The sequence below is a fragment of the Dietzia sp. CH92 genome, assembly GCF_032248695.1.
Taxonomy (GTDB): domain Bacteria; phylum Actinomycetota; class Actinomycetes; order Mycobacteriales; family Mycobacteriaceae; genus Dietzia.
Genome location: NZ_JAVHXC010000001.1, coordinates 692,590 through 719,113, shown reverse-complemented (window position 1 = coordinate 719,113; position 26,524 = coordinate 692,590). Strand labels below are relative to the sequence as shown.

General features: G+C 71.9%; 22 protein-coding genes and 1 pseudogene. 12 read left to right on the top strand and 11 right to left on the bottom strand.

The genetic code is table 11. The features are described from left to right. Positions 1-5 precede the first annotated feature (5 nt). The gene (locus tag RWK90_RS03410; RefSeq protein WP_314034668.1) at positions 6-1,946 is read right to left on the bottom strand and encodes a KUP/HAK/KT family potassium transporter; all 1,941 of its coding nucleotides are present in this window, start codon (positions 1,944-1,946) and stop codon (positions 6-8) included. Positions 1,947-2,141: 195 nt separating this feature from the next. On the opposite strand from RWK90_RS03410, the gene RWK90_RS03405 reads away from it, so the two are divergent. After that, a complete protein-coding gene (locus RWK90_RS03405; protein WP_314034666.1) occupies positions 2,142-2,960 on the top strand; it encodes a hypothetical protein in 819 nt (272 codons plus the stop codon). A gap of 25 nt (positions 2,961-2,985) precedes the next feature. Here the strand turns inward: RWK90_RS03405 and helR are convergent, their stop codons facing one another. Further along, positions 2,986-5,262 carry an RNA polymerase recycling motor ATPase HelR gene (gene helR, locus RWK90_RS03400; RefSeq protein ID WP_314034664.1) on the bottom strand — a complete coding sequence of 759 codons (2,277 nt, stop codon included), beginning with the start codon at positions 5,260-5,262 and terminating at the stop codon, positions 2,986-2,988. A 126-nt stretch (positions 5,263-5,388) separates the two neighbouring features. Between helR and RWK90_RS03395 the strand changes: the two genes are divergently transcribed. Then, positions 5,389-6,657: a class I SAM-dependent methyltransferase gene (locus tag RWK90_RS03395; protein ID WP_314034662.1), complete on the top strand. Its 1,269-nt coding sequence runs from the start codon at positions 5,389-5,391 to the stop codon at positions 6,655-6,657. Between the two features lie 222 nt (positions 6,658-6,879). Here RWK90_RS03395 and RWK90_RS03390 read toward each other — a convergent pair whose 3' ends face one another. Further along, positions 6,880-7,275 carry a DUF1622 domain-containing protein gene (locus RWK90_RS03390; RefSeq protein WP_314034660.1) on the bottom strand — a complete coding sequence of 132 codons (396 nt, stop codon included), beginning with the start codon at positions 7,273-7,275 and terminating at the stop codon, positions 6,880-6,882. A gap of 108 nt (positions 7,276-7,383) precedes the next feature. On the opposite strand from RWK90_RS03390, the gene RWK90_RS03385 reads away from it, so the two are divergent. Next, on the top strand, positions 7,384-7,524 hold the full coding sequence (locus RWK90_RS03385) for a hypothetical protein (RefSeq protein ID WP_007633571.1): 141 nt from the start codon (positions 7,384-7,386) through the stop codon (positions 7,522-7,524). 422 nt (positions 7,525-7,946) lie between these two features. Here RWK90_RS03385 and RWK90_RS03380 read toward each other — a convergent pair. From RWK90_RS03380 to RWK90_RS03360, 5 genes and pseudogenes are all read right to left on the bottom strand, one after another. After that, positions 7,947-8,741, bottom strand: a pseudogene (locus RWK90_RS03380) (ABC transporter ATP-binding protein); the annotation flags it as partial. Then, positions 8,738-9,751, bottom strand: a complete 1,014-nt coding sequence (locus RWK90_RS03375) for an iron chelate uptake ABC transporter family permease subunit (protein WP_314034778.1) — start codon at positions 9,749-9,751, stop codon at positions 8,738-8,740. The pseudogene RWK90_RS03380 and the gene RWK90_RS03375, both read right to left, overlap by 4 nt. Positions 9,752-9,813: 62 nt before the next feature. Further along, a complete protein-coding gene (locus RWK90_RS03370) occupies positions 9,814-10,791 on the bottom strand; it encodes a FecCD family ABC transporter permease (protein ID WP_396230260.1) in 978 nt (325 codons plus the stop codon). 113 nt (positions 10,792-10,904) lie between these two features. After that, positions 10,905-11,933 carry an iron-siderophore ABC transporter substrate-binding protein gene (locus RWK90_RS03365; protein ID WP_314034656.1) on the bottom strand — a complete coding sequence of 343 codons (1,029 nt, stop codon included), beginning with the start codon at positions 11,931-11,933 and terminating at the stop codon, positions 10,905-10,907. Between the two features lie 129 nt (positions 11,934-12,062). Next, entirely contained in the window at positions 12,063-12,860 is a 798-nt protein-coding gene (locus RWK90_RS03360) for an AraC family transcriptional regulator (protein WP_314034654.1), read from the bottom strand. A gap of 94 nt (positions 12,861-12,954) precedes the next feature. On the opposite strand from RWK90_RS03360, the gene RWK90_RS03355 reads away from it, so the two are divergent. The 8 genes from RWK90_RS03355 to RWK90_RS03320 all read left to right on the top strand — a co-directional run bounded on the left by RWK90_RS03355 (position 12,955) and on the right by RWK90_RS03320 (position 21,337). Continuing rightward, positions 12,955-13,950 carry a bile acid:sodium symporter gene (locus RWK90_RS03355; RefSeq protein WP_314034652.1) on the top strand — a complete coding sequence of 332 codons (996 nt, stop codon included), beginning with the start codon at positions 12,955-12,957 and terminating at the stop codon, positions 13,948-13,950. Positions 13,951-14,055: 105 nt separating this feature from the next. Continuing rightward, positions 14,056-15,546 (top strand): MDR family MFS transporter, encoded by a 1,491-nt coding sequence (locus RWK90_RS03350; protein WP_314034650.1) that lies wholly within the window; start codon positions 14,056-14,058, stop codon positions 15,544-15,546. Between the two features lie 54 nt (positions 15,547-15,600). Further along, positions 15,601-16,770 carry a sterol desaturase family protein gene (locus tag RWK90_RS03345; RefSeq protein ID WP_314034648.1) on the top strand — a complete coding sequence of 390 codons (1,170 nt, stop codon included), beginning with the start codon at positions 15,601-15,603 and terminating at the stop codon, positions 16,768-16,770. Positions 16,771-16,832: 62 nt separating this feature from the next. Next, positions 16,833-18,242 (top strand): family 1 glycosylhydrolase, encoded by a 1,410-nt coding sequence (locus RWK90_RS03340; protein ID WP_314034643.1) that lies wholly within the window; start codon positions 16,833-16,835, stop codon positions 18,240-18,242. 180 nt (positions 18,243-18,422) lie between these two features. Next, positions 18,423-18,824, top strand: a complete 402-nt coding sequence (locus tag RWK90_RS03335; RefSeq protein ID WP_314034641.1) for a GntR family transcriptional regulator — start codon at positions 18,423-18,425, stop codon at positions 18,822-18,824. 1 nt (position 18,825) lies between these two features. After that, on the top strand, positions 18,826-19,530 hold the full coding sequence (locus tag RWK90_RS03330; protein WP_314034639.1) for an ABC transporter ATP-binding protein: 705 nt from the start codon (positions 18,826-18,828) through the stop codon (positions 19,528-19,530). Continuing rightward, positions 19,527-20,399, top strand: coding sequence for a hypothetical protein (locus RWK90_RS03325; protein ID WP_314034637.1), 873 nt, complete (start codon positions 19,527-19,529; stop codon positions 20,397-20,399). The genes RWK90_RS03330 and RWK90_RS03325 overlap by 4 nt, the downstream gene beginning before the upstream one ends. A gap of 125 nt (positions 20,400-20,524) precedes the next feature. Continuing rightward, on the top strand, positions 20,525-21,337 hold the full coding sequence (locus RWK90_RS03320) for an excalibur calcium-binding domain-containing protein (RefSeq protein ID WP_314034635.1): 813 nt from the start codon (positions 20,525-20,527) through the stop codon (positions 21,335-21,337). Between the two features lie 49 nt (positions 21,338-21,386). On the opposite strand, the gene RWK90_RS03315 is transcribed toward RWK90_RS03320, so the two are convergent. Further along, positions 21,387-22,133: a PadR family transcriptional regulator gene (locus RWK90_RS03315; protein WP_314034633.1), complete on the bottom strand. Its 747-nt coding sequence runs from the start codon at positions 22,131-22,133 to the stop codon at positions 21,387-21,389. 264 nt (positions 22,134-22,397) lie between these two features. Here RWK90_RS03315 and RWK90_RS03310 point away from each other — a divergent pair, with 264 nt between their 5' ends. Next, positions 22,398-23,255: a Bax inhibitor-1/YccA family protein gene (locus RWK90_RS03310; RefSeq protein ID WP_314034631.1), complete on the top strand. Its 858-nt coding sequence runs from the start codon at positions 22,398-22,400 to the stop codon at positions 23,253-23,255. A 108-nt stretch (positions 23,256-23,363) separates the two neighbouring features. On the opposite strand, the gene RWK90_RS03305 is transcribed toward RWK90_RS03310, so the two are convergent. Then, the gene (locus RWK90_RS03305; RefSeq protein WP_314034629.1) at positions 23,364-24,536 is read right to left on the bottom strand and encodes an alpha/beta hydrolase family protein; all 1,173 of its coding nucleotides are present in this window, start codon (positions 24,534-24,536) and stop codon (positions 23,364-23,366) included. 739 nt (positions 24,537-25,275) lie between these two features. Beyond that, entirely contained in the window at positions 25,276-26,496 is a 1,221-nt protein-coding gene (locus RWK90_RS03300; protein WP_314034627.1) for an acetyl-CoA C-acetyltransferase, read from the bottom strand. Positions 26,497-26,524: the final 28 nt, after the last annotated feature.

The window sequence follows — 26,524 nt, the reverse complement described above, 5'->3', positions numbered from 1 at the left end:
GGTCTTCAGATGTGCAGCTCCTCGCCCAGGACCACCGTCCGCTGCGGCGGGAGGTGGAACGCCTCGGTCCTGTTGGCCTGGTTCCTCTCCATCGCGAGGAACAGCCGCGCACGCCAGTGTCGGAACCGGGGGGCCCTCGACGGCCGCAGGGTCAGCACCGAGAGGAAGTACGTCGCCTCGTCGGGGTCGAGGTCCAGATCGTCGAGCCGTTCCGCCGCCCGCCGGAGGTTCCCGGGGATGTCCTGGTCGTCGGCGAACCCCACGAGGATCGTGACGCGGCGCAGCACGCCGAGCGACGAGTCGAGGTCCTCGCACCGGTACTTCCGCTCCGGGCGGACGCGTGGGACGTTGCAGTGTTCCAGCCGGACCACCACGACCACATCGGGGAAGATCCGCAGATCCGTGACGCAACTGACCAGGGCCAGCGGGGTGGTGAGCGGATCGGCGTGCGGGAACACGGCCACCCCGGGGCCGTGGCGCACGGGCGTGTCGCCGAGCGTGTTGAGGAAGTCCTCGAGTGGCCCCTCCCGCTCGCGGCGCGCCGCCGCGACCGTCGAGCTGCCGCGCCGCCAGGTCACCATCACCAGCACCACGGCGGCGGCGAGCAGGACCGGCAGCCAGCCGCCGTCGAGGATCTTGGTGGCATTGGCCGCGAGCAGCAGCATCTCGAGCGTCCCGATGGTCGCCGCGTAGCCCACCACCGCCGGCCAGCCCCAGTGCCACACGGCGACGGCGAACAGCAGGAACAGGACCGACTCCAGGACCAGCGTGCCGGTCACCGCGAATCCGTACGCGCTGGCCAGGGACTCGGAGGAACCGAACATCACGACCAGCGCCAGCACGGTGACGAACAGCAGCCAGTTCAGCGCCGGGACGTAGACCTGCCCCTCCTGGTCGCGTGAGGTGTACCGCACGGTCAGCCGTGGCAGCAGCGAGAGGCGCATCGCCTGGCGGGCGAGGGAGAACGCCCCGGAGATCACGGCCTGCGAGGCGATGATCGTCGCGGCCGTGGCGAGCACGACCAGGGGCACCTGCAGCGCGTCCGGAGCGAGATGGAACATGGGATTGCCGACGGTGTCCGGGCGGGAGATGACGAGCGCCCCCTGGCCGAGGTACACCAGCGCGAGGGCCGGCAGGACCACCCAGAACCAGGCCCGGCGGATGGCCGACGCGGAGAAGTGCCCGAGATCGGCGTAGAGGGCCTCGGCGCCGGTGACCGTGAGCACCACGGCACCGAGCAGCACGAACGCCTGGAACGGGTGGCGGATCAGCAGTTCGAGTGCCCACGTCGGCGACAGGCTCACCAGGATCGTCGGGTGCGCGAGGATCTGGGGGACGCCGAGCACGGCGAGCACCGCGAACCACACCAGCATGACGGGGCCGAACAACCACGAGACCCGGACGGTGCCGACGGGCTGGACGAGGAACAGCAGGGCCAGCATCGCCACCGCCACCGGGACGATGATCCCGGCCAGCCCCGGGTTGACCACTGTCAGGCCCTCCACCGCACTGAGAACGGAGATCGCCGGGGTGATCACGGCGTCGCCGAAGAACAAGGCGGCCCCGAGGATGCCCAGGACGGTGACGACCCAGGTCGTGCGCCGGCCGTCCAGGCGGCGGTGCAGCAACGCGACCAGTGCGAGGATGCCTCCCTGGCCGTCGTTGTCCGCCCGGATCACGAAGACCACGTACTTGACCGTGACGATCGCGGTGAGGGTCCACAGGACCATGGAGATGATCCCGTACACGTTGTCCGGCGTCACCGCCACGGCGTTGTGGCGCATGCTGAACGCGGTGTGCAGCGCGTACAGCGGGCTCGTGCCGATGTCCCCGGACACCACGCCCAGGGCCCCCAGGGTCATGAGTCCCGCGCCGCGGCCGCCCGCGCGACCGGGCGGGGCGCGGCGGGGGGTCGGCGGCCGGACCCGGGCTTCGGGACGCTTCATCGCCCCAGTGTGCTCCCGATGTGCGGGGTGGGCCAGTGCTCGGACGGGGCGATCGGACGAGCCGACCGCGCCGCTCCCGGTGACCAGGGCCACAGGGAAAAATAGACATCTGTCGAGAGTGGGCGGTCAGTACGGGATAGATTTTTTCTCGACTCGCCGGCGCCGTGCCGGCCCCGGGACTCTCTGGAGAACATCGTGACTTCTGCTCGCCGACGACTGGGCGGGGCCGCCGCTGCGGTGTGTATGGGACTGGCGCTCGGTGCGTGCGCGTCCGGCCAGGACGCGGAGGCCGAGGCGCTCGGCTCGACCGGGTCCCTCGCCGAGGGTTCCTCGACCACCTCGCCCGCGGACCCGGGCGGCCCCGGCGGACCGGGGGAGGGACGCGAGGTCCCCGCCTCGTGCGCGGCACTGACGTTGGCGCCCGGCTCCGTCCTCGACGGCACCGGATTGGGCGACTGCGTTTCGCAGGCCCTGGCGAGTTTCGGTTCCGGGACGATGCAGGCGATCGGCGATCCTTACGGCGAGGTCGACTTCACCTACGATCCCGACTACAGCTTCCGCGGCGAGTTCACGGGGCCCGACGGCCCGATCTCGCTGACCTTCGTCGACGGGGTCATGTGGGTCGACACCGGATCCGGCCCCGTCAAGGGCGACACGGAGTCCGCGGACCCCGAGGAACAGATGGCCGGCGTGGCGGCGGCCCTGTATCGCGTCTTCTCCGATCCCGCCCAGACGGCCTCCCTGGTGGCGGCCCAGCCGAATTGGACGGTGCAGCAGGCCCGCGATCAGGTCTCGCTCCCGGACGGCAGCACGGTCGAGTCCTTCAAGATCGTCAGCGACGGGCCGTTCGTGTGGAACGAGATCCCGGTCGCCGAGTACATCCTGTGGTACGGCGACGACTGGGTCCCCGTCGGGTCCCAGGCCTCGATGACCGTCATGGGGCAGAGCGCGATCAACTCGCAGAAGTACTACGACCTCGGCGCGCCTATCACCATCGCCCCGCCGGCGCGGTGAGAGATCCCGACACCCGCGACGCCCGCTAGCGCCACAGCTCGATCAACTGCCGGGTCGCCCGGGTCATGGCCACGTAGCGGTCGACGGCCCCGGTGACGCCGCGGTCGGCGCCGTCCGGGTCGCCGTCACCCCCGCCGAAGGACCCGGGGTCGACGACGACGACGAGATCGAACTCCAGCCCCTTAGCCTCCGACGGGGTCAGCGCGCGGACGCGGTCCGAGTCGGTCGGTAGCGCGAGAGGGGAGCCGTCCGCGTGGATGACGCACGCGACGCCCTCGGGGTGGGCGGCGAGCCAGTCCTCGAGAACCCCCTGCAGGTCCTCGACCCGGCCACGCCCGACGGGCAGCCCGCTCCGGCGCACCGACTCCGGGACGTTGGCGTCGGGGCGGACCGCCCTGATCACCGGGGCGGCGGCCTCCATGATCTCCGCCGGCGTGCGGTAGTTGATGCTCAGATGCACCGTGGCGATCCGGGCGGACGGCAGGCCGATCCGCTCCAGACGCTGCGGCCAGGTCTCGGCGAAGTCCAGACGCGACTGCGCCCGGTCGCCGACCACCGTGAGACTGCCCGACGGGCACCGGCGCAGGATCATCCGCCACTGCGCGTCCGTGAGTTCCTGGGCCTCGTCCACGATGACGTGTCCGAACGGGCCCGTCAGCCGGGCAGCGCCCGCGGCGGGGTCGTCGCGGTCGGTCGACGGGTCGAGCAGCGCCTCCTGCAGATCGGCGTGACGGAGCATCGGGGCGACGCCCTCGGGGTCGTCGTCCGCGGCGATCACCTCGTCGATCACCCGCCGTCTCCGCTCGAGCTCGGCGGCCCGCTCGGCCCGCCGGCGCTGTGACCGGCGCGCGCGGTCGGCGTCGCCCAGCCTGTGGCGGGCCGCGTCCAGCAGGGGCAGGTCGGCGCCGGTCCAGGCGCGCGGGTCGGACCGCTGCAGGAGCCGGAGCTGCTCGGTGGTGAGCCACGGCGCGCACAGCCGCAGGTACGCGGGCACGGTCCACAGGTCCCCCACGAGATCGCCCGCGTCGATCACCGGCCACGCGCGCGACAGCTCGCGGCGGAGTCCGGGATCCGCGGCCAGCTCCGCCCGCAGGGCGCGCCGCGGGGTCTCCGCGTCGTCGTCGGCGCTCGCACCGCCCACCAGGATCTCTACGAGTGTCTGGTGGATCTGCTCCCGCGCCTCGTTGTGCGAGGTGCCGTCCTCCACGGAGGCGAACGCCTCGGCCCAGTCGGACGGCGTCACCCGCAGGTCCGCCCATTCGGTGGGCACCACCAGCGACTGCTCGGGCGGCTGCTCGTAGAAGCGGACGGCGGCCTCGATCGCGTCGACCATCCGCGCGTCGGCCTTGAGGCGCGCCGCCTCGGGATCGGGCTCCTCGGGCAGCATGCCAGCCGTGCCGCCGAGCAGGTCATCGGCCGCGTCGCCGAGCGCGGCCACCGCCAGATCGGCCACCGTCGCCGTCTGCACCCCGTGCTCGCCGAGCGCCGGCAGCACGTCGGCCACGTAGTCGAGGTACGGCCGGTGCGGGCCGACCAGCAGCAGGTTCCCGCGCCGCACCCCGGAACGCGACTGCTCGTGCAACAGGTACGCCGCCCGGTGCAGGGCCACCACCGTCTTGCCGGTGCCCGGGCCGCCGTCCACCACGAGCACGCCCCGGGCGTCCGCGCGGATGACGGCGTCCTGATCGGCCTGGATCGTCGCGAGCACGTCCCGCATCCGACCGGTGCGCGCCCAGGACAGGCTCGAGACGAATGCGGAGGTGTCGTCGGGACTGACGCGCGAGACGAGCTCGTCGTCGTCATCAAGAACCTCGTCCCAGTAATCCACGATGCGCCCGCCCGACCACCGGTACCGGCGTCGATACGCCACGCCCCTCGGGTCGGCGAGCGTCGCGGCGAAGAACGGTTCGGCGGCCGGGGTGCGCCAGTCCACCAGCAGGGCGGTGCCGTCCGGTCCGGTCAGGCCGATCCGCCCCACGTACACCGTCTCGCTCCCGGCGCCGGTCGACCGCGCCCGGGCGGTGGCGTAGTGCCCGATGCACAGGTCGAGGCCGAAGCGGCGCAGGGTGGCGAGCTCGGCGACGAGCCGGCGAATGTCGGTGTCGCGCTCGATCGTCTGCGCGCCCCGGCCGGCCGGATCGCGGCGGCGCGACTCCAGGCGGGCGGTGAGGTCGGCGACCTTGTGCGCGAGACAGTCGGCGACGGCGGCGAAGTGGCGCTCGTCGGCCGCGATGAGCGCCGGAGCGGACTTGTGGGACAGGCGGTCGGGAAGGGCGAAGACGCTGGTGGCAGGGCGTGGCATCGCGCCAGTGTGCGCCCCCGAGGGGGTCTTGCCGCAAGGCCCCCCACCAGCTATAAGTTGAGAGTGGGAAGGGTATCGCAGGGTCGTGGGTCGGCCACCGTGCTCACCGCCTGAGACAATGGCCCCGTGCCCTCTCACCCCGCCGCCGGCCACACCACGACGACCGTCCAGTGGCGCGAGAACGACACCGTCCGCACCGCGGGCTGGCGCTCGGAGAACGGCGCCCCCGCACCCCGGCGCATCGTGGTGATCCACGACGACATCGCCGCGGACAAGGCCCTCAAGATGATCCGATCGGGCACGGCGCTGTTGTGGCGGAGCGACTTCCACAACGCCCGGCAGCTCATGCGGGCGCTCGACCGGCGACTGGGCAGGCGCGCGTCGCGGGCGCCGAGGAGCCCCGACCCCGGCGAGATCTTCCGCGCCAACCGCAGGTCCCGCGCCGAGCGGGCGACCATCCTGGGCGGGATCCTCGTCCCGCTCGACCCCGATTACTCGATCAGCCTGCGGCGCGCGCCCGACGTGCGTGACGCCTGCGAGCACGCCTACGGTCCGCCCGCAGACGGGGCCGGCGAGGCGCCGGGCGGCGGCGGGGCCGGCGAGGCGCCGGGCGGGGAGACGCTGGTCTCGCTACCCGAGCTGCTTGGCGTGATCAGCGCGTACGAGTGGCACCGCAGCGGAATCGAGATCGCCGCCCTGGGCGCGCGCATCCACCCCGCCTACGGCGTGTTCGCCCCCACCCGCGACGAGTACATCGACCTCATCGCCGACGCGCCGTGGCCCGACGGCGTCGACCAGCCGGTCGTGTGGGACATCGGCACCGGCACCGGGGTGCTCGCCGCGGTGCTGGCCGGGCGTGGGGCGCGCGCTGTGGTGGCGTCCGACATCAACCCGCGCGCCGTGGAGTGCGCGCGGGACAACGTGCGGCGACTCGGGCTGGAGGACCGGGTCACCGTGACGCGCGGCGACCTGTGGCCCGGGGGCGACGACGACGAGGTGGGCTACCACACCGGGCGGGCCGACGTCGTGGTGTGCAATCCACCCTGGATCCCCGGCCGGCCGACCTCGGCGCTGGAGCAGGGGATCTACGACCCGGACTCCGACCTGCTCCACCGCTTCCTCGCCGAGCTGCCGGAGCACCTCACGCCGAACGGGCAGGGGTGGCTCATCCTGTCCGACCTCGCCGAACACCTGGGTCTGCGCACCCGCGACGAGCTGCTCGCGCGCATCGCCGACGCGGGACTGACCGTGGTCGGCACGCACGAGACCACCCCGCGGCACTCCCGCGCGGCCGACAGCGCCGACCCGCTCCACGCCGCCCGCGCTAGGGAGCGGACGATCCTGTGGCGTCTGGCCGCGCGGGGGTCCGGCCCGGGCGCCGCAGCGCGCGGGTAGCCCGGAGGACGAACCCGGTCGCCAGCAGCGGCGCGATGACGAACACCGCACCCCACCCCGTGGTGGCGACCGGCACCCAGTCGTCCCACCAGAGCGTCGCGTCGCGGGCGTAGTCGCCGCGCCGGGGGAGCGTCCATCGCTGCGGCGATTCCGCGGGCGACTCGTCCGGTGGGGGTTCGGTGTGCATGCCCGGGGTTCGGCGCCGGGTCCACGGCGGATGGTTCAGTCGGCCGGCGTGGGCGTGGCGTCCCGCGTCATACCCTGGTCGACCTGAGGGTCGTGCGGCGGCTTCTGCCACGGCCAGCGGCCGGAGATCTCCAGCTCCAGCGACCAGCTGAGGAACGTCCGGATCACGACGATCGCCGCCAGCACCGCCACGCTCTCCAGGGTCGGGGCCACCGCGACGGTCTTGATGATGTCGGCGGCCACCAGGATCTCCAGACCCAGCAGGATCGACCTGCCCAGGTAGCGGCGGAACTGGTGATAGACGTCCGGCTGCCGGGTGGTGAGACGCCATGCCGCGATGAGCGTGGTGGTGAGGATGCCGATCACGATCGCCGCTACCCCGAGGGCGTCGATCACCTCGCCCACGGCCTCGATGGTCTCCTGGAACTCCACGCGGTCTCCCTCCGGGGCCCAGCGAGTCCTGTTCCCGCACTCGCGCGTCCGCCCACACATCTGATATCCCGGAAGGGTAGATCAGTCCCGATCCCCAGGAGAGAGATCATGATCCCCACCGGTTCGCTCGAGAATCCGCTGCGCTTCATCTTCGGCCCCGGGCCGGGGGAGGCGGCCTGCATGGCCCTGACCCCGGAGTGCATGGGGTGGCTGCCCTACCTCGCGGCGAGGTTCGGCATCGGGTCCTGACGGGGCCTGTTTTTTGGTGTAGCTATTGCGCTTCGGCGGGAGTTTTCTCGCAGTAGCTACACCAAAGTTCGATGTGGGGCCGCGGGCGGGCATTCCGGCATCACACCACCGCCCGGATGCGCTGCCCCATCGGCCTGCGCTGCGAGAATGGTCCATCCCGCCAGCATAAGCCCGGTCGGAGCGTGCATTCCGCCAGCGCACGGCGAAGGGGCAGCGTATCCGGCGGCACTCGCGCTGGCTCTCTGTCGATAGCGCCCGCCCGGACGAGAGCCGGGGCCCGGGGTTCAGGCCTCCCGGGCCGCCGCCGCGTCCGCCCGCGCCGCCAACGCGTCTGCCTGCCCCGTCGCCGCGTCTGCCCGCGCCGGAGCCGCGTCCGCCCGCGCCGGAGCCTCGTCGGTCGCGGCCGCGAGCGCGCCCTCCCGCACGCCGTGTCGGCCCAGCGGCAGCATGAGCGGCCGGCCGGAGGTGGGGTCGGTGATCACCACGGCGTCCAGGCCGAACACCGCGCGGACCATCTCGGGCGTGAGCACGTCGTCGGAGGCGCCGCAGCAGTGGACGGTGCCGCCGGCGATCGCCACCAGGTGGTCGGCGTAGCGGGCGGCCAGGTTGAGGTCGTGCAGCACCATGACGATCGTGGTGCCGCGGTCCCGGTTGAGGTCCACGAGCAGGTCGAGCACCTCCACCTGGTGCGCCACGTCGAGGAACGTGGTGGGCTCGTCGAGCAGCAGCAGGTCGGTGTTCTGCGCCAGCGCCATGGCGATCCACACGCGCTGCCGCTGACCGCCCGACAGCTCGTCGACCGGTCGGTCGGCCAGTTCGAGGGTGCCGGTCGCCTCGAGTGCCGCGGCCACGGCTTCGTCGTCGTCGCGGGACCACCGCGACATGATCCCCTGGTGCGGGTTCCGCCCGCGCCCCACCAGGTCGGACACCGTGATGCCCTCCGGCGCGATGGGGGACTGGGGCAGCAGTCCCAGCGTGCGGGCGAGTTTCTTGGCGGGCATGCGGTGCACCTGGGCGCCGTCGAGGAGCACCTGCCCGCCGTGGGGCCTGAGCAGCCGCGACATCGAGCGCAGCAGCGTGGACTTGCCGCACGCGTTGGCGCCGACGATCGCGGTGATGCGCCCGGGCGGCACGACCAGGTCCAGTCCGCGGATGACCGCGCGGTCGCCGTAGGACAGGTCCAGCCCGGTGGCCTCGAGGGTGTGGTCGGCGGTCACAGTGAGCCTCCGGTGCGGTTGGTGCGGGCGATGAGATAGATGAGATACGGCGCGCCCAGGACGCCGGTGACGACGCCCACCGGGTAGCGGGCGCCAAAGGCGAACTGGCCCACCAGGTCCGCGGCCAGCACCAGCACCACGCCCACCAGCGCGGCCGGGACGAGCGGCGAGCCGTGCGGGCCCACGAGTCGGGCGGCGATCGGACCGGCGAGGAACGCGACGAACGCGATCGGCCCGGCCGCGGCGGTGGCGAACGCGATGAGGGCGACCGCGGCGATGATGAGCGCGATGCGCGTCCGTTCCGTGCGCACCCCCAGGGCGGAGGCGGTGTCGTCGCCCAGGCGGAGCAGTCCCAGGTCGCGGGAGAGGAGCAGGAGCAGCGGCGCGAACACGAGTGTCGCCACCAGCACGGGCCGGGCCTGGTCCCACGAGGCGCCGTTGAGGCTGCCGGTGAGCCAGCGCATCGCCTCCTGCAGTTCCCACTGCGGGGCGGTCTTGAGGATGTAGTCGGTCACGGCGTTGAGGGTGGCGGCGATCCCGATGCCGATGAGCACGAGCCGCGTGCCGGCCACGCCGCCCCGGTAGGCCAGCGCGTAGATGAGCAGCGCCACGGCGATGCCGGCGACGATCGCGAACGCCGACACCTGCGCACCGCCCAGGCCCAGCACGACGATCGCGAACGCGGCCGCCGCGCTCGCGCCGGAGCTGATGCCGATGATGTCCGGGGAGGCCAGCGGGTTGCGCAGCATGGTCTGGAACGTCACGCCGCCCAGTCCGAAGCACGCACCGGTGAGCACGGCCAGCACCGCGCGCGGCAGACGGAGTCGCCCGACGGTGAAATTAGCCCCGTCGACGTCGTGGCCGAGGATCACGCCCAGCACCTCGGCGGGGGAGTAGAAGGTCTTGCCCACCATGAGTGTCGCGGCGAACAGGCCGAGGGCGGCCAGCGCGAGCAGGGCCATCACCAGCTGGCGGCGCCGCTCCCGCGCGCGGCGGCCGGCGGCCACCACCTCGACGGCGGAAGGGCGGGCGGGGGAGAGTGCGGACGGGCGGGCGGGGGAGAGCGCGGCGCTCACAGCTCACGCACCTTCTGCCGGCGCACGATCGCGATGAGGAACGGCGCGCCGACGAGGGCGGTGATGATCCCGACGTCGATCTCGGAGGGCCTGGCCACGATGCGGCCGAGCACGTCGGAGGCGGTCACGAGCACGGCGCCGGTGAACGCGGAGAACGGCAGCAGCCAGCGGTGGTCCACGCCCACGAGCAGGCGGCAGGCGTGGGGGACGATGAGGCCGACGAAGGCGATGGGCCCGGCCACGGCGGTCGCGGCACCGCACAGCAGGACCGCGCCCAGGGAGGAGATCGCGCGGATGGCCACGACGTGCTCGCCGAGCCCGGCGGCGAGGTCGTCGCCCAGGGCGAGGGAGTTGAGGGGCCGCGCGGTGAGGAAGCAGATGAGGGCGCCCACCAGCAGGAACGGCGCCACCTGCTCGATCGCCTCGGCGCCCGCGCCGCCCACGCCGCCGACCTGCCAGGAGCGCACGCCGCCGGCGATGTCCCCGCGCGGCAACACGACGGCGCTGATGAACGACGACGCCGCCGCGGACGTGGCCGTCCCGGCCAGGGCGAGCTTGAGCGGGGTCGCGCCGCCGCGGCCGAGTGAGCCCACGACGTAGACGAACACCGCCGTGATCGCGGCACCGACGATCGCGGCCCAGATGTAGCCGGTGTAGGTCCACAGGCCGAACCACGCGATGCCCACCACGACGGCCAGCGACGCGCCCATGGTCACGCCCAGGATGCCCGGGTCGGCGAGCGGGTTGCGGGTCACGCCCTGCATCACCGCGCCGGCCACGCCGAGCGCCGCGCCCACGAGGACGGCCAGGACGGTGCGCCACACGCGCTTGGTCACCGCGGCCTCGCCGAGGCCGTCGGTGGAGCCGCCCAGCGCGGCGACGATCTCGTCGAGGGTGACCGCGCGCGAGCCGATGGACACCGAGGCGATGACGACGACGACGAGGACCGCGATCGTCACGACGAGCCACAGCAGACGCACGCGCGCCGGGCGCCGCACGGTCTGGACAGCAGACCGGGCGACGCCCGACGCGGGGGAGGCGACCGTGTCCGACTCGGCGGTCACGGGCCCGGTGCCGTGCGGCTCGGTCACTTGCCGGTGGCCTCCGCCAGCTGCGCGACGTAGTCGTCGAGCACCCAGGAGATGGCGAGCGGCGTGGGGTTGGCGGCGGTGCCGGTGGGGCCGTTGCCGTCGAGGAACACGATCGCGTCGTTCTTCACCGCCGGCATCTGCGACAGCAGGGGATCGGCGCGAAGGGTGTCGACGAGCTCCTGGTCGCCGTAGGTGACGATGAGCTCGACGTCGTCGAACATGTCGAGCTGCTCGGCGGACACGCTGCCGGAGAACTTCCCGCCGGCCGACGCCTCGGCCACGGCCTTCGGGGTGGTCAGGCCCAGGTCCTCGAAGAACGCGGCGCGGGTGTCGGCGGCGGTGTAGAAGTTCACCGTCGACAGGTCGGTCGGGTCGACGTGCGTCATGAACATCGTCGCGGTGCCCTCGAGCTCGGGGTACTGCGCGGTCGCCTCGTCGATCTCGCCCTCGATGCGCGAGACGAGCTCGGCGCCCTCGGCCTCGAGGCCCAGGCCCGTGGCGTTGAAGGTGATGACGTCGCGCCACGAGGTGGCCCACGCCTCCTCGGGGTACGCCACGACCGGGGCGATCTCGGAGAGGGTGTCGTAGTCCTCCTGCGTCAGTCCCGAGTAGGCGGCGAGGATGACGTCCGGGTCGGTGTCGGCCACGGCCTCGAAGTCGATGCCGTCGGTCTCGTCGAACAGCACCGGGGTCTCGCCCCCGAGCTCGTCGAGCTTCTCCTCGACCCACGGCAGCAGGCCGTCGCCGTCGTCGTCGCCGAAGTTCGCCGCGGCCATGCCCACGGGGACGACGCCCAGCGCGAGCGGCACCTCGTGGTTGGCCCACGCGACGGTGGCGACCCGCTCGGGAGCCTCCTCGATGGTGGTCGTCCCGAGCGCGTGCTCGATCACGATCGGGTACTCCGCGGATCCGGCGGCCGGGCTGGTGTCACCGGCGGACGTGCCGTCGGACGACGACCCGCACGCGGTCAGCACCAGGGCGGCGGTGGAGGCGATGACAAAGGAGACAACTCCGCGAGAACGCATCAGGGCGACTCTCTCACTCTCGTAAGGACGGCAGGACTGCTCACTCCGGCCGTCCGCGACTCGCGTGGGCTTTAGGTGAGGCTCACCTAAGACGGTACGACGGCGCTGGTCAGCGACGCAATCGCTTGATCAGGACGCGGGATGTAGCGCTTCGGACACGCCGGGCTCGCGGAACCGGCCCGGCGTGAGCCCGGTGGTCCGGCGGAACGCGGCGCCGAACGCGCTCGCGGAGCTGTAGCCCACCCGGGCGGCGACCTCGTCCACGGACATCCCGCGGCCGAGGAGCAGGGCGGCCTGCTGCGCGCGGAAGGCCGCCTGCCATGCGCCGAAGCTCAGTCCCGTCCCGGCGCGGAAGGCCCGGGTGATGGTCCGCTCGCTCACGCCGAGGCGCGTCGCCCACTCCGACAGCGAGTGCGGGTCACCGGGATTCGCCTCCAGCGCGGCGACGATCGGGCGGAGCAGTTCGGCGTCCGGGCGCTGCACGAGCAGTGCGTACGGCGACGGCTCGAGCAGGTCGAAGACCATCTGCTCTGTGAGCTCGCGCGACCGCTGCTGCAGCGTCCGGTCCACCAGCCGCTCCAGCAGCAGGGTCAGCAGGGGGGTCATCTCCACCGCCACGGGCTTGCCCGGCACCGGCGACTCGGTCCGCGGATCGACGTGCGCGGTGCGGTACCACGTGCCCGCGGGGGCGGCGGCCGAGTGCAGGATCCCGGCGGGGATCCACAGGCCGACCGACGGGGTGATGGTCCACGTCCGGTCGCCGATGGTCGCGGTCGAGGCGCCGGCGCGGTTCCACAGCAGCTCGTGGGTGGGATGCGAGTGCGGCTCCCACTCGGTGTCGTGGTGCACGAGCTCGTCCATGCCGGTGATGACGTGCGGCATCACGGCCGACCCCGCCTCGTACACCGGCAGCGTCCGCGTCTCCACGGGCTACAGGGTAGACCTGTTGCCTGACGGGTCCGCACGCGCCGACGGCCCGACGGCGGGGGAGGGGAGGGTCGCGTACGTGAGCGTGGAGTGGATGGAGCGCCATCAGGTGGCGCTGTACCTCGCGGGGCTCGGGGTCGGCGGGGTCGTCGGACTCCTCGTGCCCGCGGTGGCCGGCCCGGCTGAGCTCGCGATCCAGCCCGTGCTCGCGCTCCTGCTGTACGCGACGTTCCTCGGGATCCCCTTCCGCGAGGTCGGCCGCGGCCTGCGGGACCGGCGGTTCCTCGCGACGATCGGCGCGGTCAACTTCGTGGTGGTCCCGCCCGTCGTCTGGCTGCTCTCGCGCGTGGTGGCGCACGACCGCGTCCTGCTCGTGGGCGTGCTGTTCGTCCTGCTCACGCCGTGCATCGACTACGTCCTGGTGTTCTCCGGCCTGGCCGGTGCCGACACCCGGCGCCTGCTGGCGGCCACGCCGCTGCTCATGCTCGCCCAGATGGCGCTGTTGCCGCTGTACCTGTGGGCCTTCCTCGGGGCCGGGTTCGTCGACGCCGTGGAGCCGGGCCCGTTCGTCGAGGCCTTCCTCCTGCTCATCGTGGTGCCGATGGCGGCGGCCGCGCTCACCCAGCGCGCCGCCTCCCCGGCGGTCTCCGGCGACCCGGCCGCCCGGGCCGCGGGCCCCGGCGCACGCGCCGCCGGCGCGCTCATGCGGGGAGCGGTGGCCGCGATGGTCCCGCTCATGGTGGCCACTCTCGCCCTGGTCGTGGCGTCCCAGATCGCCGCGGTCAGCGAGCGGCTCGGGGCGCTGGCGATGGTCGTCCCGGTGTACGCGGCGTTCGTGGCCGTCATGGTGCCCGTGGGCGTGCTGGCCGGGCGACTGGCCGGGCTCGACGTGCCCGGCAGGCGGGCGGTCGCGTTCAGCGGGGCGACCCGCAACTCGTTGGTGGTCCTCCCGCTCGTGCTGGCGCTGCCGGCGGAATTCGAGATGGCGCCCCTCGTCGTCGTCACCCAGACCCTCGTCGAGCTCGTCGCGATGGTCGTCCTCGTCCGCCTGGTCCCGCGCCTCGTCCCGGCGGTTACGGCTGTCACATGAGCGGCGCTCTGGTCGAGCGTTCGAGTACAGTGCGAGGGTTCCCGTGCGCGGCCCACCGGCGCCGGATTCTGCTCTCTTCTCACACCGCAATCCCAGAGGACGACCGTGACGTCTGAAGTCTCCGCCCACCCCACCGCCGGCGCGCCGGCCGCCGCGCAGGGCTCGCCCGCCCTTCCCGCCGCGACCGTGCGCCTCATCGCCCTGCTCGTCGGCGCCGCGTTCGTGGTGATCCTCAACGAGACCATCATGTCCGTGGCGCTGCCCGAGCTCATGGTGGAGTTCGCGGTCACCGCCGCGACCGCGCAGTGGCTCACCACCGCGTTCATGCTCACCATGGCGGTGGTCATCCCGTTCACCGGGTGGCTGCTCGTCCGACTGCCGCTGCGGTCGGTGTTCGTCATCGCGATGAGCACGTTCACGGCCGGGACACTGTTCGCCTCGCTGGCCGTGGTGTTCCCGATGCTGGTCGCCGGCCGGGTCGTGCAGGCCGTCGGCACCGCGATCATGATCCCGCTCCTCATGACGACCGTGCTCAACGTGGTGCCGGCCGACCGCCGCGGCCGCACCATGGGCGTCATCTCCATCGTGATCGCCGTCGCGCCCGCGATCGGTCCCACGGTGGGCGGCCTCGTGCTCGAGGTCCTGAGCTGGCGGTGGATGTTCTGGTCGGTCCTGCCGATCGGGATCGTGGCGCTCGTGGCCGGAGCGGTCCTCATCCGTAACGTCACCGAACCCCGGCCGATCCCGCTCGACGTCCTCTCCGGCGTTCTCTCGGCCGTCGGCTTCGCCGGACTCATCTTCGGTCTCAGCTCGATCGGCGAGGCCGCCAGCGGCAACGCTCTCATCTCGCCGTGGATCCCCGTCGGGATCGGTGCGGTCGCCCTCGCGGTGTTCGTATGGCGTCAGCTCTCGCTCAAGGACTTCGCACTGCTCGACGTGCGGGCCTTCCGGTTCGCCACCTTCACCGTGAGCCTCGTGCTCATGCTCGTCTCGATGATGTCGCTCTTCGGCACCCTCATCCTGCTCCCGCTGTACATGCAGCAGGTGCTGGGCACCAACACCCTGAACTCCGGACTCGCCCTCCTGCCGGGCGGCCTGATCATGGGTGTCCTCGGCTGGTTCGTCGGCCGCGCCTTCGACCGGATCGGCCCGCGCCCCCTCATCATCCCCGGCTCGATCCTGGCCTCCGCGGGACTGTGGGGGATGTTCACGACCTTCTCCGACGGCAGTTCGTTGGCCCTCGTCGTGACGTGGCACATCGTCCTCAGCGTGGGGCTGGCCTTCCTGTTCTCGCCGCTCATGACCTCCGCGCTCGGGTCGCTGCCGCCGCACCTGTACTCGCACGGTTCCGCACTGCTCAACACCCTGCAGCAGGTCGCGGCGGCCACCGGGACCGCGCTGTTCATCACCGTGATGACGCTCGGCATCGTGTCCGGCGCCGAATCCGGACTGGGGGACGCCGCCGCGCAGATGACCGGCGTGCACAACGCGCTGCTCCTCGGCGCGGTCATCTCGCTGATCCCGGTGATCGGGGTGTTCTTCGTCCGCAACAGCGCGCAGACCGAGGGCCCCGCGACCGCGCCCGCCGCGCACTGACGGACACGGCGCCGGGCCCGCGCCGGTCTGTGACCGGCGTCATATGATGCGTCCATGAAGGTCGATCTCACGGTCCTGGCCATCCCCGCGTTCATCGGGTCGATGGCGGCCGAATACGCCTGGCAGCGGCGCAATCCCGCCCCCGACCAGCGAGCCGGGGACTACGAGTTCGCCGACACCATGGCCAGCCTGTCGATGGGCGTCGGCAGCCTGATCGCCCCGTACCTCACGGAGAGGCTCCTCGCCCCGCTCACCCCGCGGACCGGCCGCTACGCCAAGGCGGTGATGGGCGTCGCCCTGGCCTCGGCCGCCGTGGCCAGCGCCGGAGACCTCATCCGCCGCCACCGCGGGCCGGGCCTGGCGGAGGCGGGGACCGTGGCGTCGTCGTCGTCATCATCATCGTCGTCGTCGGTCCGCTCCCACGGTGACGGCGGGCTACCACCCGAGCGCGACGCGGCCATCCCGCTCGAGCGCGGCGCGGTCATCCCGCCCGCCCTGCGGCGGATCACCGGGGGAGCGGCCGTGTCCGCCGTCGCGTCCACGGTCGTCATGGTCTCCACGCTGTGGAGCGCCCAGACCGCGAGCACGGCGCTGTTCCGCCGCAGTCCCCTCGACCTGGGCTCGGGACCTCTCGCCTACGCGGTCGGCATCCTCGGCTGGGACTTCCTCTACTACTGGAACCACCGCCTCGACCACGAGAGCCGCTGGCTGTGGGCCATGCACGTCGTCCACCACTCCAGCGAGCGGTACAACCTCTCCACCGCGCTGCGTCAGCCGGTGGCCGAAGCGCTCACCATCTACGTGCCCTACGGGCTGCTGTCGCTGCTGGGCGTGCGCCCGGCGATCGTGCAGGACGCCCGCGCGGTCAACCTCATCTACCAGTTCTGGGTGCACACCGAGGCCGTCCGTTCGATCGGCCCGCTGGAGAAGATCTTCAACTCGCCCTCGCACCACCGGGTGCACCACGGCAGCAACCGCCGGTACCTCGACCGCAACCACGGCAGCATCCTCATCATCTGGGACCGGCTGTTCGGCACCTACGAACCCGAGGGCGAGGACGTCGTCTACGGCCTCACCACCAACATCAACACCTTCAACCCGCTGCGCATCGCCACCCACGAGTGGGTCGCCATCGCCCGCGACGTCTTCCGTTCGGAGACCTGGCGCGACCGTGTGGGCTATCTGGTGCGCGGGCCGGGGTGGGCGGGCGCGCGGCAGGCCTGAGCCCCCGGGCGAGCCGGGCGGATCAGCCCCCACCACGGGCCCGACCCGCCTAGGGTGCTGCCATGGAGCGCACGTCACGGCAGGTCACGGGTCCAACGCCGGCGCCGCGGTTCGTGGCGACCCTCCTCGCGCTGGTGCTACTGGTGGGGACGGTGGTTCTTCCCGCCGCCGTCGCTCCGGTCGCCTCCGCCGGCGGACCGACCGCCGCGGCAGACGCCGGTCCGGGCGGACCGGCGATCGCGCCGGACTTCCACTGGGGCGTGGCCACGTCGGGTTTCCAGGTGGAGGGCTCGAATCCCGATTCCAACTGGAAGCGCTATTCGGACGCGACCTCGCCGTCCGGTCAGTCAGATCCCGTCGGCGACGCCGTGGACTTCTGGAACCGCTACCCGGAGGACATCGCGAACGCCGCGGCGATGGGCGTGAACACGTTCCGATTCTCGGTGGAGTGGGCCCGGATCGAACCGGTGCGAGGGGAGTACGACGAGGCGGCGCTCACCCGCTACGACCGGATCATCGAGACCATCCGCGCCCGCGGCATGACGCCGATGATCACCATGGTCCACTTCGTCTACCCGGGATGGCTCGCCGACGAGGGCGGGATGCTCGCCCCGGGAGCCGTGGAATCGTTCGGCCGGTTCGCCGAGCTCGTCACCGACCGTTGGGCGGGCGACGGGACGCTCTGGGTGACGTTCAACGAGCCGCTGGTGTTCTTCAAGCACGAGATGACCATCGGGAGGGTGGGACCGCCCGACTTCTCCCGCTTCCTCGACGCGGTGGAGGCCGCGCACCGGCTCGGCTACGCGGCCGCCCACCGTGCCGACCCGCACGCGATGGTCACGATGAACGAGGCGTACCTGCCGCTGGCCACCGAGTTCACCGACACCCTCGTGGCGGACCGGGTGGCCGACGCGGTGGACTACGTGGGGATCGACTACTACTACGGCGTCGCGCTGAACAACCTCACCGCGGCCCACGCGGCGGTCGACGACTTCGCCGCGGTCCGCCCGCAGCCGGAGGGGATCTACGAGGCGATTCAGCACTACGCGCGCTCGTACCCGGGCAAGCCGATCTACATCGTGGAGAACGGGATGCCGACCCGCGACGGTCACCGCGCGGACGCCATTGAGCGGGGCGACTTCCTGCGCGACACCGTCTTCTGGCTGCAGCGCGCCGTGGCCGACGGCTACCCGGTGATCGGCTACAACCACTGGTCGCTGGTCGACAACTACGAGTGGGGCGACTACTCCGCCCGCTTCGGGCTGTACCGGGTGGACGCGCTGTCCGACCCGGCGCTCACCCGTCACCCGACCTCCGGGGTGGAGGCCTACCGCGAGATCATCGCGGCCGGGGGAGTGGAACCGGGCTACCGTCCGGTGCTCCCGTCTGCGTGGTGCTCGCTGGCGACGATGCCGGACAGCTGCCTGAACCCCGCCCGCGCTGACGGGCCACTGGCGTCGCTCGTCGGGTGAGACTGCGTCTGCGGACGCCCTGACGCAGGCCCGGCAGACCAGCCACTCGCGCGCCGCCGCACACCTCGTCGTCGTCGTCACTTCGTCTCTCTCCCACCGGAACCCACGCCCGGCGTTGACAACGCCACGCGGCGGTGTCACTGTATTAATCACCTAATACAGCAACACGGAAGCGGGGCGATGATGCAGTTCGACACCTCGTCCCCGATCTGGGTGCAGCTCGTCGAGGAGTTCTCGCGGCGCATCGTGACCGGGGACTGGGCGGCGGGCGCGAGGATGCCCGGCGTCCGCGAGTTGGCGGCCGACCTGGGCGTCAACCCCAACACCGCCCAACGCGCCCTCGCCGAACTCGAGCGACTCGACCTGTGCCGCTCCGAACGCGCGACCGGCCGGTTCGTCACCACCGACGAGGACCGGATCGACGAGGTCCGGGCCGACCTCGCCACCGACGCCGCGGACGCCTACGTCCGGCGCGTGCGCGGCCTGGGCATGACACCGGACAGAGCCCGCGCACTACTCGACTCCAGATGGGACAGCCATGACGACCACCCCACTACCGATGCAGACACCGGAGACGCCTGACATGACCGAGCCCACCACACTTGTCGAGGCCTCCGGCCTGACCATGCGGTACGGGCCCGTCACCGCCCTCGACGGCCTCGACCTCACCCTCACCTCCGGGCGGATCGTGGGCTTGCTCGGCGAGAACGGCTGCGGAAAGACCACCCTGCTCAAGATCCTCGCCGGCGTCATGACCGGGTACACCGGCGACGTCCGGATCGCGGGTCACGCACCGGGCCCCGAATCCAAGGCGCTCGTGTCCTTCCTGCCCGACACCAGCTTCCTGCCCGACCGGGCGCGGGTGAGCTACTGCCTCGACCTGTACGCGGACTTCTTCGCCGATTTCCGCCCCGAGAAGGCGCGCGACCTCATCGGGTTCTTCGGACTGAGCGAGGCCATGCGGCTCAAGGAGATGTCCAAGGGCATGCGTGAGAAGGTGCAGATCGCGCTCGCCATGTCGCGCGACGCGAGCGTCTTCCTGCTCGACGAGCCGATCTCCGGCGTCGACCCGGCCGCGCGCCAGCTCATCGTGGACGGCATCGTGCGCACCCTGTCCGAGGACTCCCTGCTGGTCATCGCCACCCACCTCGTCCACGACCTCGAACCCGTCCTCGACGCGGTCGTGATGATGCGCCACGGCCGCGTGCTGCTCTCCGGCGACGCCGACGACCTCCGCGGCGGCCACGGGGCCAGCCTCGACCAGATCTTCAAGGAGACGTACCGATGACCGCGACCACCGCGACCCCCTCACCGTCGACCGCGACCCCGAGGACGGCGACGACGACAACGCTCGTCACCCACGAATGGCTGCGCACGCGAGGCCCTCTCGCCACCCTTTTCGGGTTGATCGCCCTGGTCGGGGTGGTGGGCAGTCTGCTCGGTGCCTCGGGATGGCCGCTGCTGTCGCCGCTCGGAATGGCGCTGGGCTTCCTGGCCGCCGTCGCCGCGGTCCCGGCGACGCAGTTGGTGCTGGCCGCCGACTACTGGCGTTCCGGTTACGGACGGACCGGGTACTTCACGCACTCCCTCCCGATCCGTGGGGCCCGGATCTACCGGGTCAAGCTCGCCTGGGCGATGCTCGCGTCGCTCGCGGCGATCGTGCTCACGGTGATCCTGGCGCTGGTCGCGTGGTGGGCTTTCGCGCGGATCTCCGAGGCGCCCGGGCCGTCGTGGGCCGGGCTGGTCGACCTGTGGGACGCCGTCACCGCGGCCGCGCCCGCGTGGATGATCGTCGCCGGTGTGCTCGTGATGCTCGCCTGGGTGCTGGTGTGGCCGGTGTTCTACTACTTCTCCGTCTCGATCGGCCACGAGCGCCGACTGGCCGGGCTCGGTGCCGGCGGGCCGATCGTCGTGTTCGTGCTGGTGTACATCGCCATGCAGGCGCTGTCGCTGCTGGGGATGGCGGTGCTGCCGTTCGGGGTGCGCATGGGGGATGAGGTGGGCCTGGTGTCGTTCAACCTCGTCGACGAGCTGGCGGCGGGGGCCAACACCGGCGACGTCATGCCGATCGGCTTCATCGGGGCGATGGTCCTGCTGGCCGGCTTCTGCATGTGGCGCACCGCCCGGTCGTGGAACCGGAACGTCTCCCTGGGGTGAGCCCACGTCCGAGATAAGGATTTGTTTGGCGGGCGTCGCGCGGTGGAGTAGTGTTCACATCTCCACCGCGCGGCGCCCCATGGGCGCTCCGCAGACCCCTCCTCCCTCCTCGAAAGACCGCGAGCATGCCGATCGTCCTGCCGTCCCCGGCGCACCCGACCCTGTCCGAACCGACGTACATCGCGCCGCCCGTCTGGAAGCGGGCCCTCGCCTGGGCTGGTGTGGTCGTGGGCGGGTTGATACTGGTCGCGTCCATCGGCACCGCCGGCGGTGGGGCTCTGGCCTCGCTGGCCGGGGTGCTGGTGGGCCTGGCCGCGGCGGGCCCCGGCGGGTGGTGGATCCTGTGCGAACACAAGGACCGCACCCGGGCCGAGGAGGACTACCGTCTCGACCGGGAGGCCGCGCTCGCGGCGCAGTCGATGTCGGGCCAGGTGTCCGCGGACGCGCTCAGCCCCCTCACATGGAGCACCCCGCTCGCCCCCTACGCGCGCCGGTGGCCGCTCGTCGGGTCCGTCTCGGCCGCCGCGCTCGTCGCCGGCGCCGCGCTGATGCCCGCGACGACGCCCACGCCCGTTCCCGCGGCGAGCCCGGCGGCGGCGACAGGCGCCATCGCGACCAGCACGGTCACCTCCACCGTCCGGTCGACGACCACCACCACGGTGACGTTGGCCCCCACCAGCACCTCATCGGCCCCGGCCGCTCCCGTCGCGGCCGAGCCGGAGCCGGCACCCGCCTCCACGGTCGCCCCCGAGCCGACCTACGCCCCGGCGCCCGCCCAGACCTACGCGCCGGCCCCGGTGGCGGAGCCGGCTCCGCAGTCCGCGTCGTACGCGAACTGCTCGGAGGCGCGGGCGGCGGGCGCCGCTCCGATCTACCGGGGCGAGCCCGGGTACGCCTCGAAGCTCGACCGCGACAACGACGGCGTCGCCTGCGAGTGACGCCCTCCCGCCTTCGCGACCGCTGCCGCGGACCGCGCCGCGGCAGCGGTCAGTCGCCGGCGTCCGCGAGCAGACCGTAGAGCCGCTTGCGCAGCGCGACCAGTTCCTCGGTCGCGGCGGCCCCGACGGCGGCGTCCCCGGTCTGCACGACCGCGCGCACGGCCATCGCCGCGTCGCCGAACGCCTTCCACAGCTCGGTGCTCCCACCGAGGCCCGCCGCGGCCTCCTCGGTCGCGTCCTCCCACGGTGCGGGGCGGCCGCTGAGGGAGTCCACCTCGGCCCGTCCGGCGTCGGTGAGCCGGTAGTGCTTCGGCCCGGCGTCCGCCGCGGGTTCGATGAGGCCCTCGTCCTCCAGTAACGCCAGCGCCGGGTACACCGCGCCCGAGCTGGGCCGCCAGGTCCCGCCGCTGCGCTCGGCCAGCTCGCGGATGATGCCGTAGCCGTTCCGCGGCTCCTCGGCGATCAGCAGGAGCGCTCCGTGTCGAACGTCTCCTCGTCGTCGTCGTTGATGGGGCCCGCGCCGACCGCCGCGGCCCGGATCGGACGTCCCGAACGGTCCACCCGCTCCGAACGGCCCGCCCGGACCGAACGGCCCGCCGGGTCCGAACGGCCCGCCGGGACCGAAGGGTCCGCCCGGGCCGAAGGGGCCGCCGCCGTGCCCGTGACCGTGGCGATGGTCGCGCTGATGGCCGCGGTGTCCGTGCGGCCGACCGCCGCGACGGGGATGCCCGCCGCGGCCCCGTGTCCCCGGGTGGCCGAACGCCTCCGGGGTGTGACCGATGTCGTCGTCAGTCATCGCCGTCTCCTCTGCTCGTCGGGCCCGCGGTGCGAGCCCCTTGGCAACGAGTATCTACGTCATGCCATAGATAGTCAACGACATATCGTTAACTGTCGATGGGCGTGCGGGATGGCCGGCGCGCGGATCGGTGCGAGAGGATGGGGGCCGGCGCCGGGAACACACAGGTTGACCCGTGCGTTGAACAGTGACGAGTGATTCGTCGGTGACCCGGCGGGGACTCTCGATAAACGACCTTCCCCGACAACTTCCGAAGGGACCTCGATGCGCAGCAGCAGCAATCCGGTCTTCAGTTCCCTGTCCACGGACAGCGCCCGCGGCGCCACCCAGTTCGGTGCCGCCGGACGCGGCGCGTTCCAGCAGGGCCAGTACGGCCAGGCGGGCTACGGAGCCCAGCCCGGTTACGGTGCGCCCCAGGCGCATTCGCAGTTCGCCGCCGACACGCGGCCCATGACCATCGACGACGTGGTCTCGAAGACCGGCATCACCCTCGGGGTGATCGGCGTCGTGGGCCTCATCGCCTACTTCCTGTCCGTCGACATGGGACTGGCCATGCCGCTCCTGCTCGTCGGCGGCATCGGCGGGTTCATCACCGTGCTCGTGGCCACCTTCGGCCGCAAGATGGACTCCGCGCCCGTCACCCTGATCTACGCCGCGTTCGAGGGCCTGTTCATCGGCGCCGTCTCGCACATCTTCACCTTCGACATCGCCGGCGCGGACGCCGCCGCCGTGATCGGTCAGGCGGTACTCGGCACGTTCGGTGTCTTCGGCGGCATGCTGTTCGTCTACAAGACCGGTGCCGTGCGCGTCACGCCGAAGTTCACCCGCTTCATGACCGCCGCCCTCATCGGCGTGCTCGTCCTGATGGTGGGCAACCTCTTCGGCGCGCTGCTGTTCGGCTTCAACCCGCTGCGTGACGGCGGCATGATCGCCATCGTCTTCTCGCTGGTCTGCATCGGCCTCGCTGCGTTCAGCTTCCTGCTCGACTTCGACAACGCCGACCGCCTCGTGCGCGCCGGTGCGCCGGCCAAGATGGCGTGGGGCGTCGCCCTGGGCCTGGCCGTCACCCTGGTCTGGCTCTACGTCGAGATCCTGCGCCTGATGAGTTACTTCCGCGAGTGACCGACACGAGTCGCCGCCCGGCCTGACTTACCGGGCCGGCTCCGGAAGACCGACGGCCCCGGCTCCCCTCGAAGGGAGCCGGGGCCGTCGGCGTCTGCGGGGCCGGGATCAGTTCTGCAGGGCGGGCTTGATGTACTCCCAGCCGTCGTCGAAGTACCGCATGAAGGTCGCCCAGTTGTGCAGGCCGGTGGTGCCGTAGTCCGCGCGGTGCGTCACCCCGGCGTCGGTCAACGCCCGGGAGAACTTCCTGGTGGCCTCGTTCACGCCGCGCTCGAGCACGATGCCGAACCACATGGCGTGCTGCTCGCTGCCGTACTCGCCCGGGTCCTCCGGCCCGATGTCGCCGTTGCCGGCCGACATGTACACGGCCGTGTTCCGCAGCTTCTCCGGGTGCGAGATCGTGTCGTGGTAACGCCACCGCTCGCTGCCGCGCGGTCCCCACATGTTGTCGAGGTCCCCGCCCCGGGTTACGACGCTCAGGCGTACCGTCTGGTAGCCGAGCGGATCCAGCGTCGAGTAGTTGCCGCTGAGGGCGATCACGGCGTCATAGATGTCCGGATGCTGGGCCGCCAGGTGCATCGCGGCCTGGGCGCCCATGGAGTTGCCGGCGATCGCCGACCTACCGTTGGTGTCCAGCTCGGCGGCGACGATCGCGGGCAGCTCCTCCGTCAGGAACGTCTCCCACTTGTGGTTACCCAGGACTGGGTCCTCCTTCTCCCAGTCCGAATAGAAGGAGGCGAAGGCGCCGGCCGGGTTGACGATGTGGACGTTCTCGTCCGCCATCACCTCGTGGATGTCCGCGACGTGATTCCAGCCCGTGCTGTACTCGGGCGCCCCGACGCCGTCGAGCATGTACATCACCGGAGCGGCACCCTCGCCGCGGGAGCGCACCACCTCGACGGTGACCACGCGCTGCATCGCTGCGGACTGGACCGACCAGTACTCGTACACGTCGCCCGGGCCGTCATAGCGCGAGATCCCGAGGAACTCCGTCTCGGTGATGGACGGGTCGACCTCCGACGGAACGCCGACCTCCTCCACGGACATCGGGACGATCGGGACATCCGACGATCCCACGGAACCGAGCAGCGCGGCGGTCGAGCCGACGGGGAGCTGCTCGAGGCTCCCGGAGACCGCGTCGAACGCGACCTCGCCCACGGAAGACGACGAGCCGGACCGACCGTCCTCCGCGGTGGCGGGCGCGACCGAGACGGCGACCAGGGCGAGGGCGAGCGCGCCAGCACCCGCGGCGCGACGGAACGACGATGAAAGGGTGGGCATGAGACTCCGATGTGACGACTGGTAACTGAGGAAAGAGTAATGCCCGCGTACGACAGTGGGCGATCCGCCCTGGACAGACGTCCATCGCGTGAAGTGGGCCAGTGGCGCCAAAACATTCGTGTGCCGGCGGGGCACGGGCCGCACGGGCCGCACTGGCCGCATGAGCCGCTCGGGCCGCACGGGCCGCTCGGGCCGCACGGGCCGCTCGGGCCGCACGGGCCGCACTGGCCGGCGCCGCCCCGCATTGCGCTGCGTAGCCGAGCAGCGGGACAGCGCATCCAAGCAGCCCGGCAGCGCAGCCGAACTGCCCGCCAGCGCAGGCCGGTGCCGACTCGTGTCGCGCCCCGTTTCCGAGCAGCGGGGCAGCGTATCTGCCCCTGGGTGCGCTGCGCGTGTGACCCGCGCTGGCGAGATGCACAGATCCGACCCGGTTGTGCTGGCGCCAGGGACCACCGCGCCAGCACAAGCCCGCGAGGCAGCGTGAGTCACGGCAGTCGCGCTGCGGGAGTGCTCGGTTTCACCGACGCCGCCGGGCGAGACGCGATGCCGCCGCGCAGACTGCCAGCGGAGGTGGCCCACTGCGGTCGCTGCGGCCGGGGCGGTGACCGGATGCGGGGCGGGGCCACGGCGCCTGCCGGAGCGGACCCGGCCCCCTGGCCAACGAGAAGAGCGTCCCGGCCACGCCTCTCGAGGAGGTCGTGGCCGGGACGCTCGTGCTTGCCCCGTCAGGGGCGTGGGATCAGCTGAGGCGCTCGAGCACCATCGCCATGCCCTGGCCGCCGCCGACGCACATGGTCTCGATGCCGAACTGCTTGTCCTTGGCCTGGAGGTTGTTGATGAGCGACGCGGTGATGCGGGCGCCCGTCATACCGAAGGGGTGTCCAAGCGCGATCGCGCCACCGTTGACGTTGAGCTTGTCCTCGTCGATACCGAGCTCACGGGCCGAGCCGATGACCTGGACCGCGAACGCCTCGTTGATCTCGAACAGGTCGATGTCCGAGATCGACTTGCCGGCGTAACGCAGGGCGTTCTTGACCGCCTGGACGGGGCCGAGGCCCATGATCTCGGGCGACAGGCCGGACACGCCGGTGGAGACGATGCGGGCCAGCGGGGTGAGGCCGAGCTCCTTGGCCTTGGTGTCGCTCATGATCACCAGGGCGGCGGCGCCGTCGTTGAGCGGGCAGCAGTTGCCGGCCGCGATGGTGCCGTCCGGACGGAACACCGGCTTGAGCTGCGAGATCTTCTCGTAGGTCGTGCCGGGGCGGGGGCCGTCGTCCTTGGTCACCACGGTGCCGTCGGGCATGGTGACCGGGGTGATCTCGTTGGCGTAGTGGCCGCTCTCGACGGCCGCCACGGCGAGGTTCTGGGAGCGCACGCCCCAGCGGTCCTGCTCCTCGCGGGTGATGCCGGTGATCTGGGCGACGTTCTCGGCGGTCTGACCCATGGGGATGTAGACGTCGGGAAGCAGCCCCTTCTCACGCGGGTCGGTCCACGTGTCGGCGCCACCCTCGGCGCGCTTGGCCGTGATGTCCATGGCCTCGAAGAACGCGGGGTTCTTGGTGTCCGGGATGTGGTCGGAGGTGCCCGCCGCGAAGTTGGACACGGTCTCCACGCCGGCCGAGATGAAGACGTCGCCCTCGCCGGCCTTGATGGCGTGCAGCGCCATACGGGTCGTCTGCAGCGAGGAGGAGCAGTAGCGGTTCACGGTGGTGCCCGGGACGGTGTCCAGGCCCGCGAGGACGGAGACGACGCGGGCCATGTTGAAGCCCTGCTGGCCACCGGGCAGGCCGTTGCCCAGCATGAGGTCGTCCACCTGGGTGGGGTCGAGCGCGGGGACCTTGTCCAGGGCGGCCTTGACCATCTGGGCGGTGAGGTCGTCGGAGCGGATGCCCACGAGGGATCCCTTGTTGGCGCGCCCGATCGGGGAACGGGCGTACGAGACGATCACGGCTTCCGGCATGGAAGGCTCCTTTGTTTCTGGTGGGTGC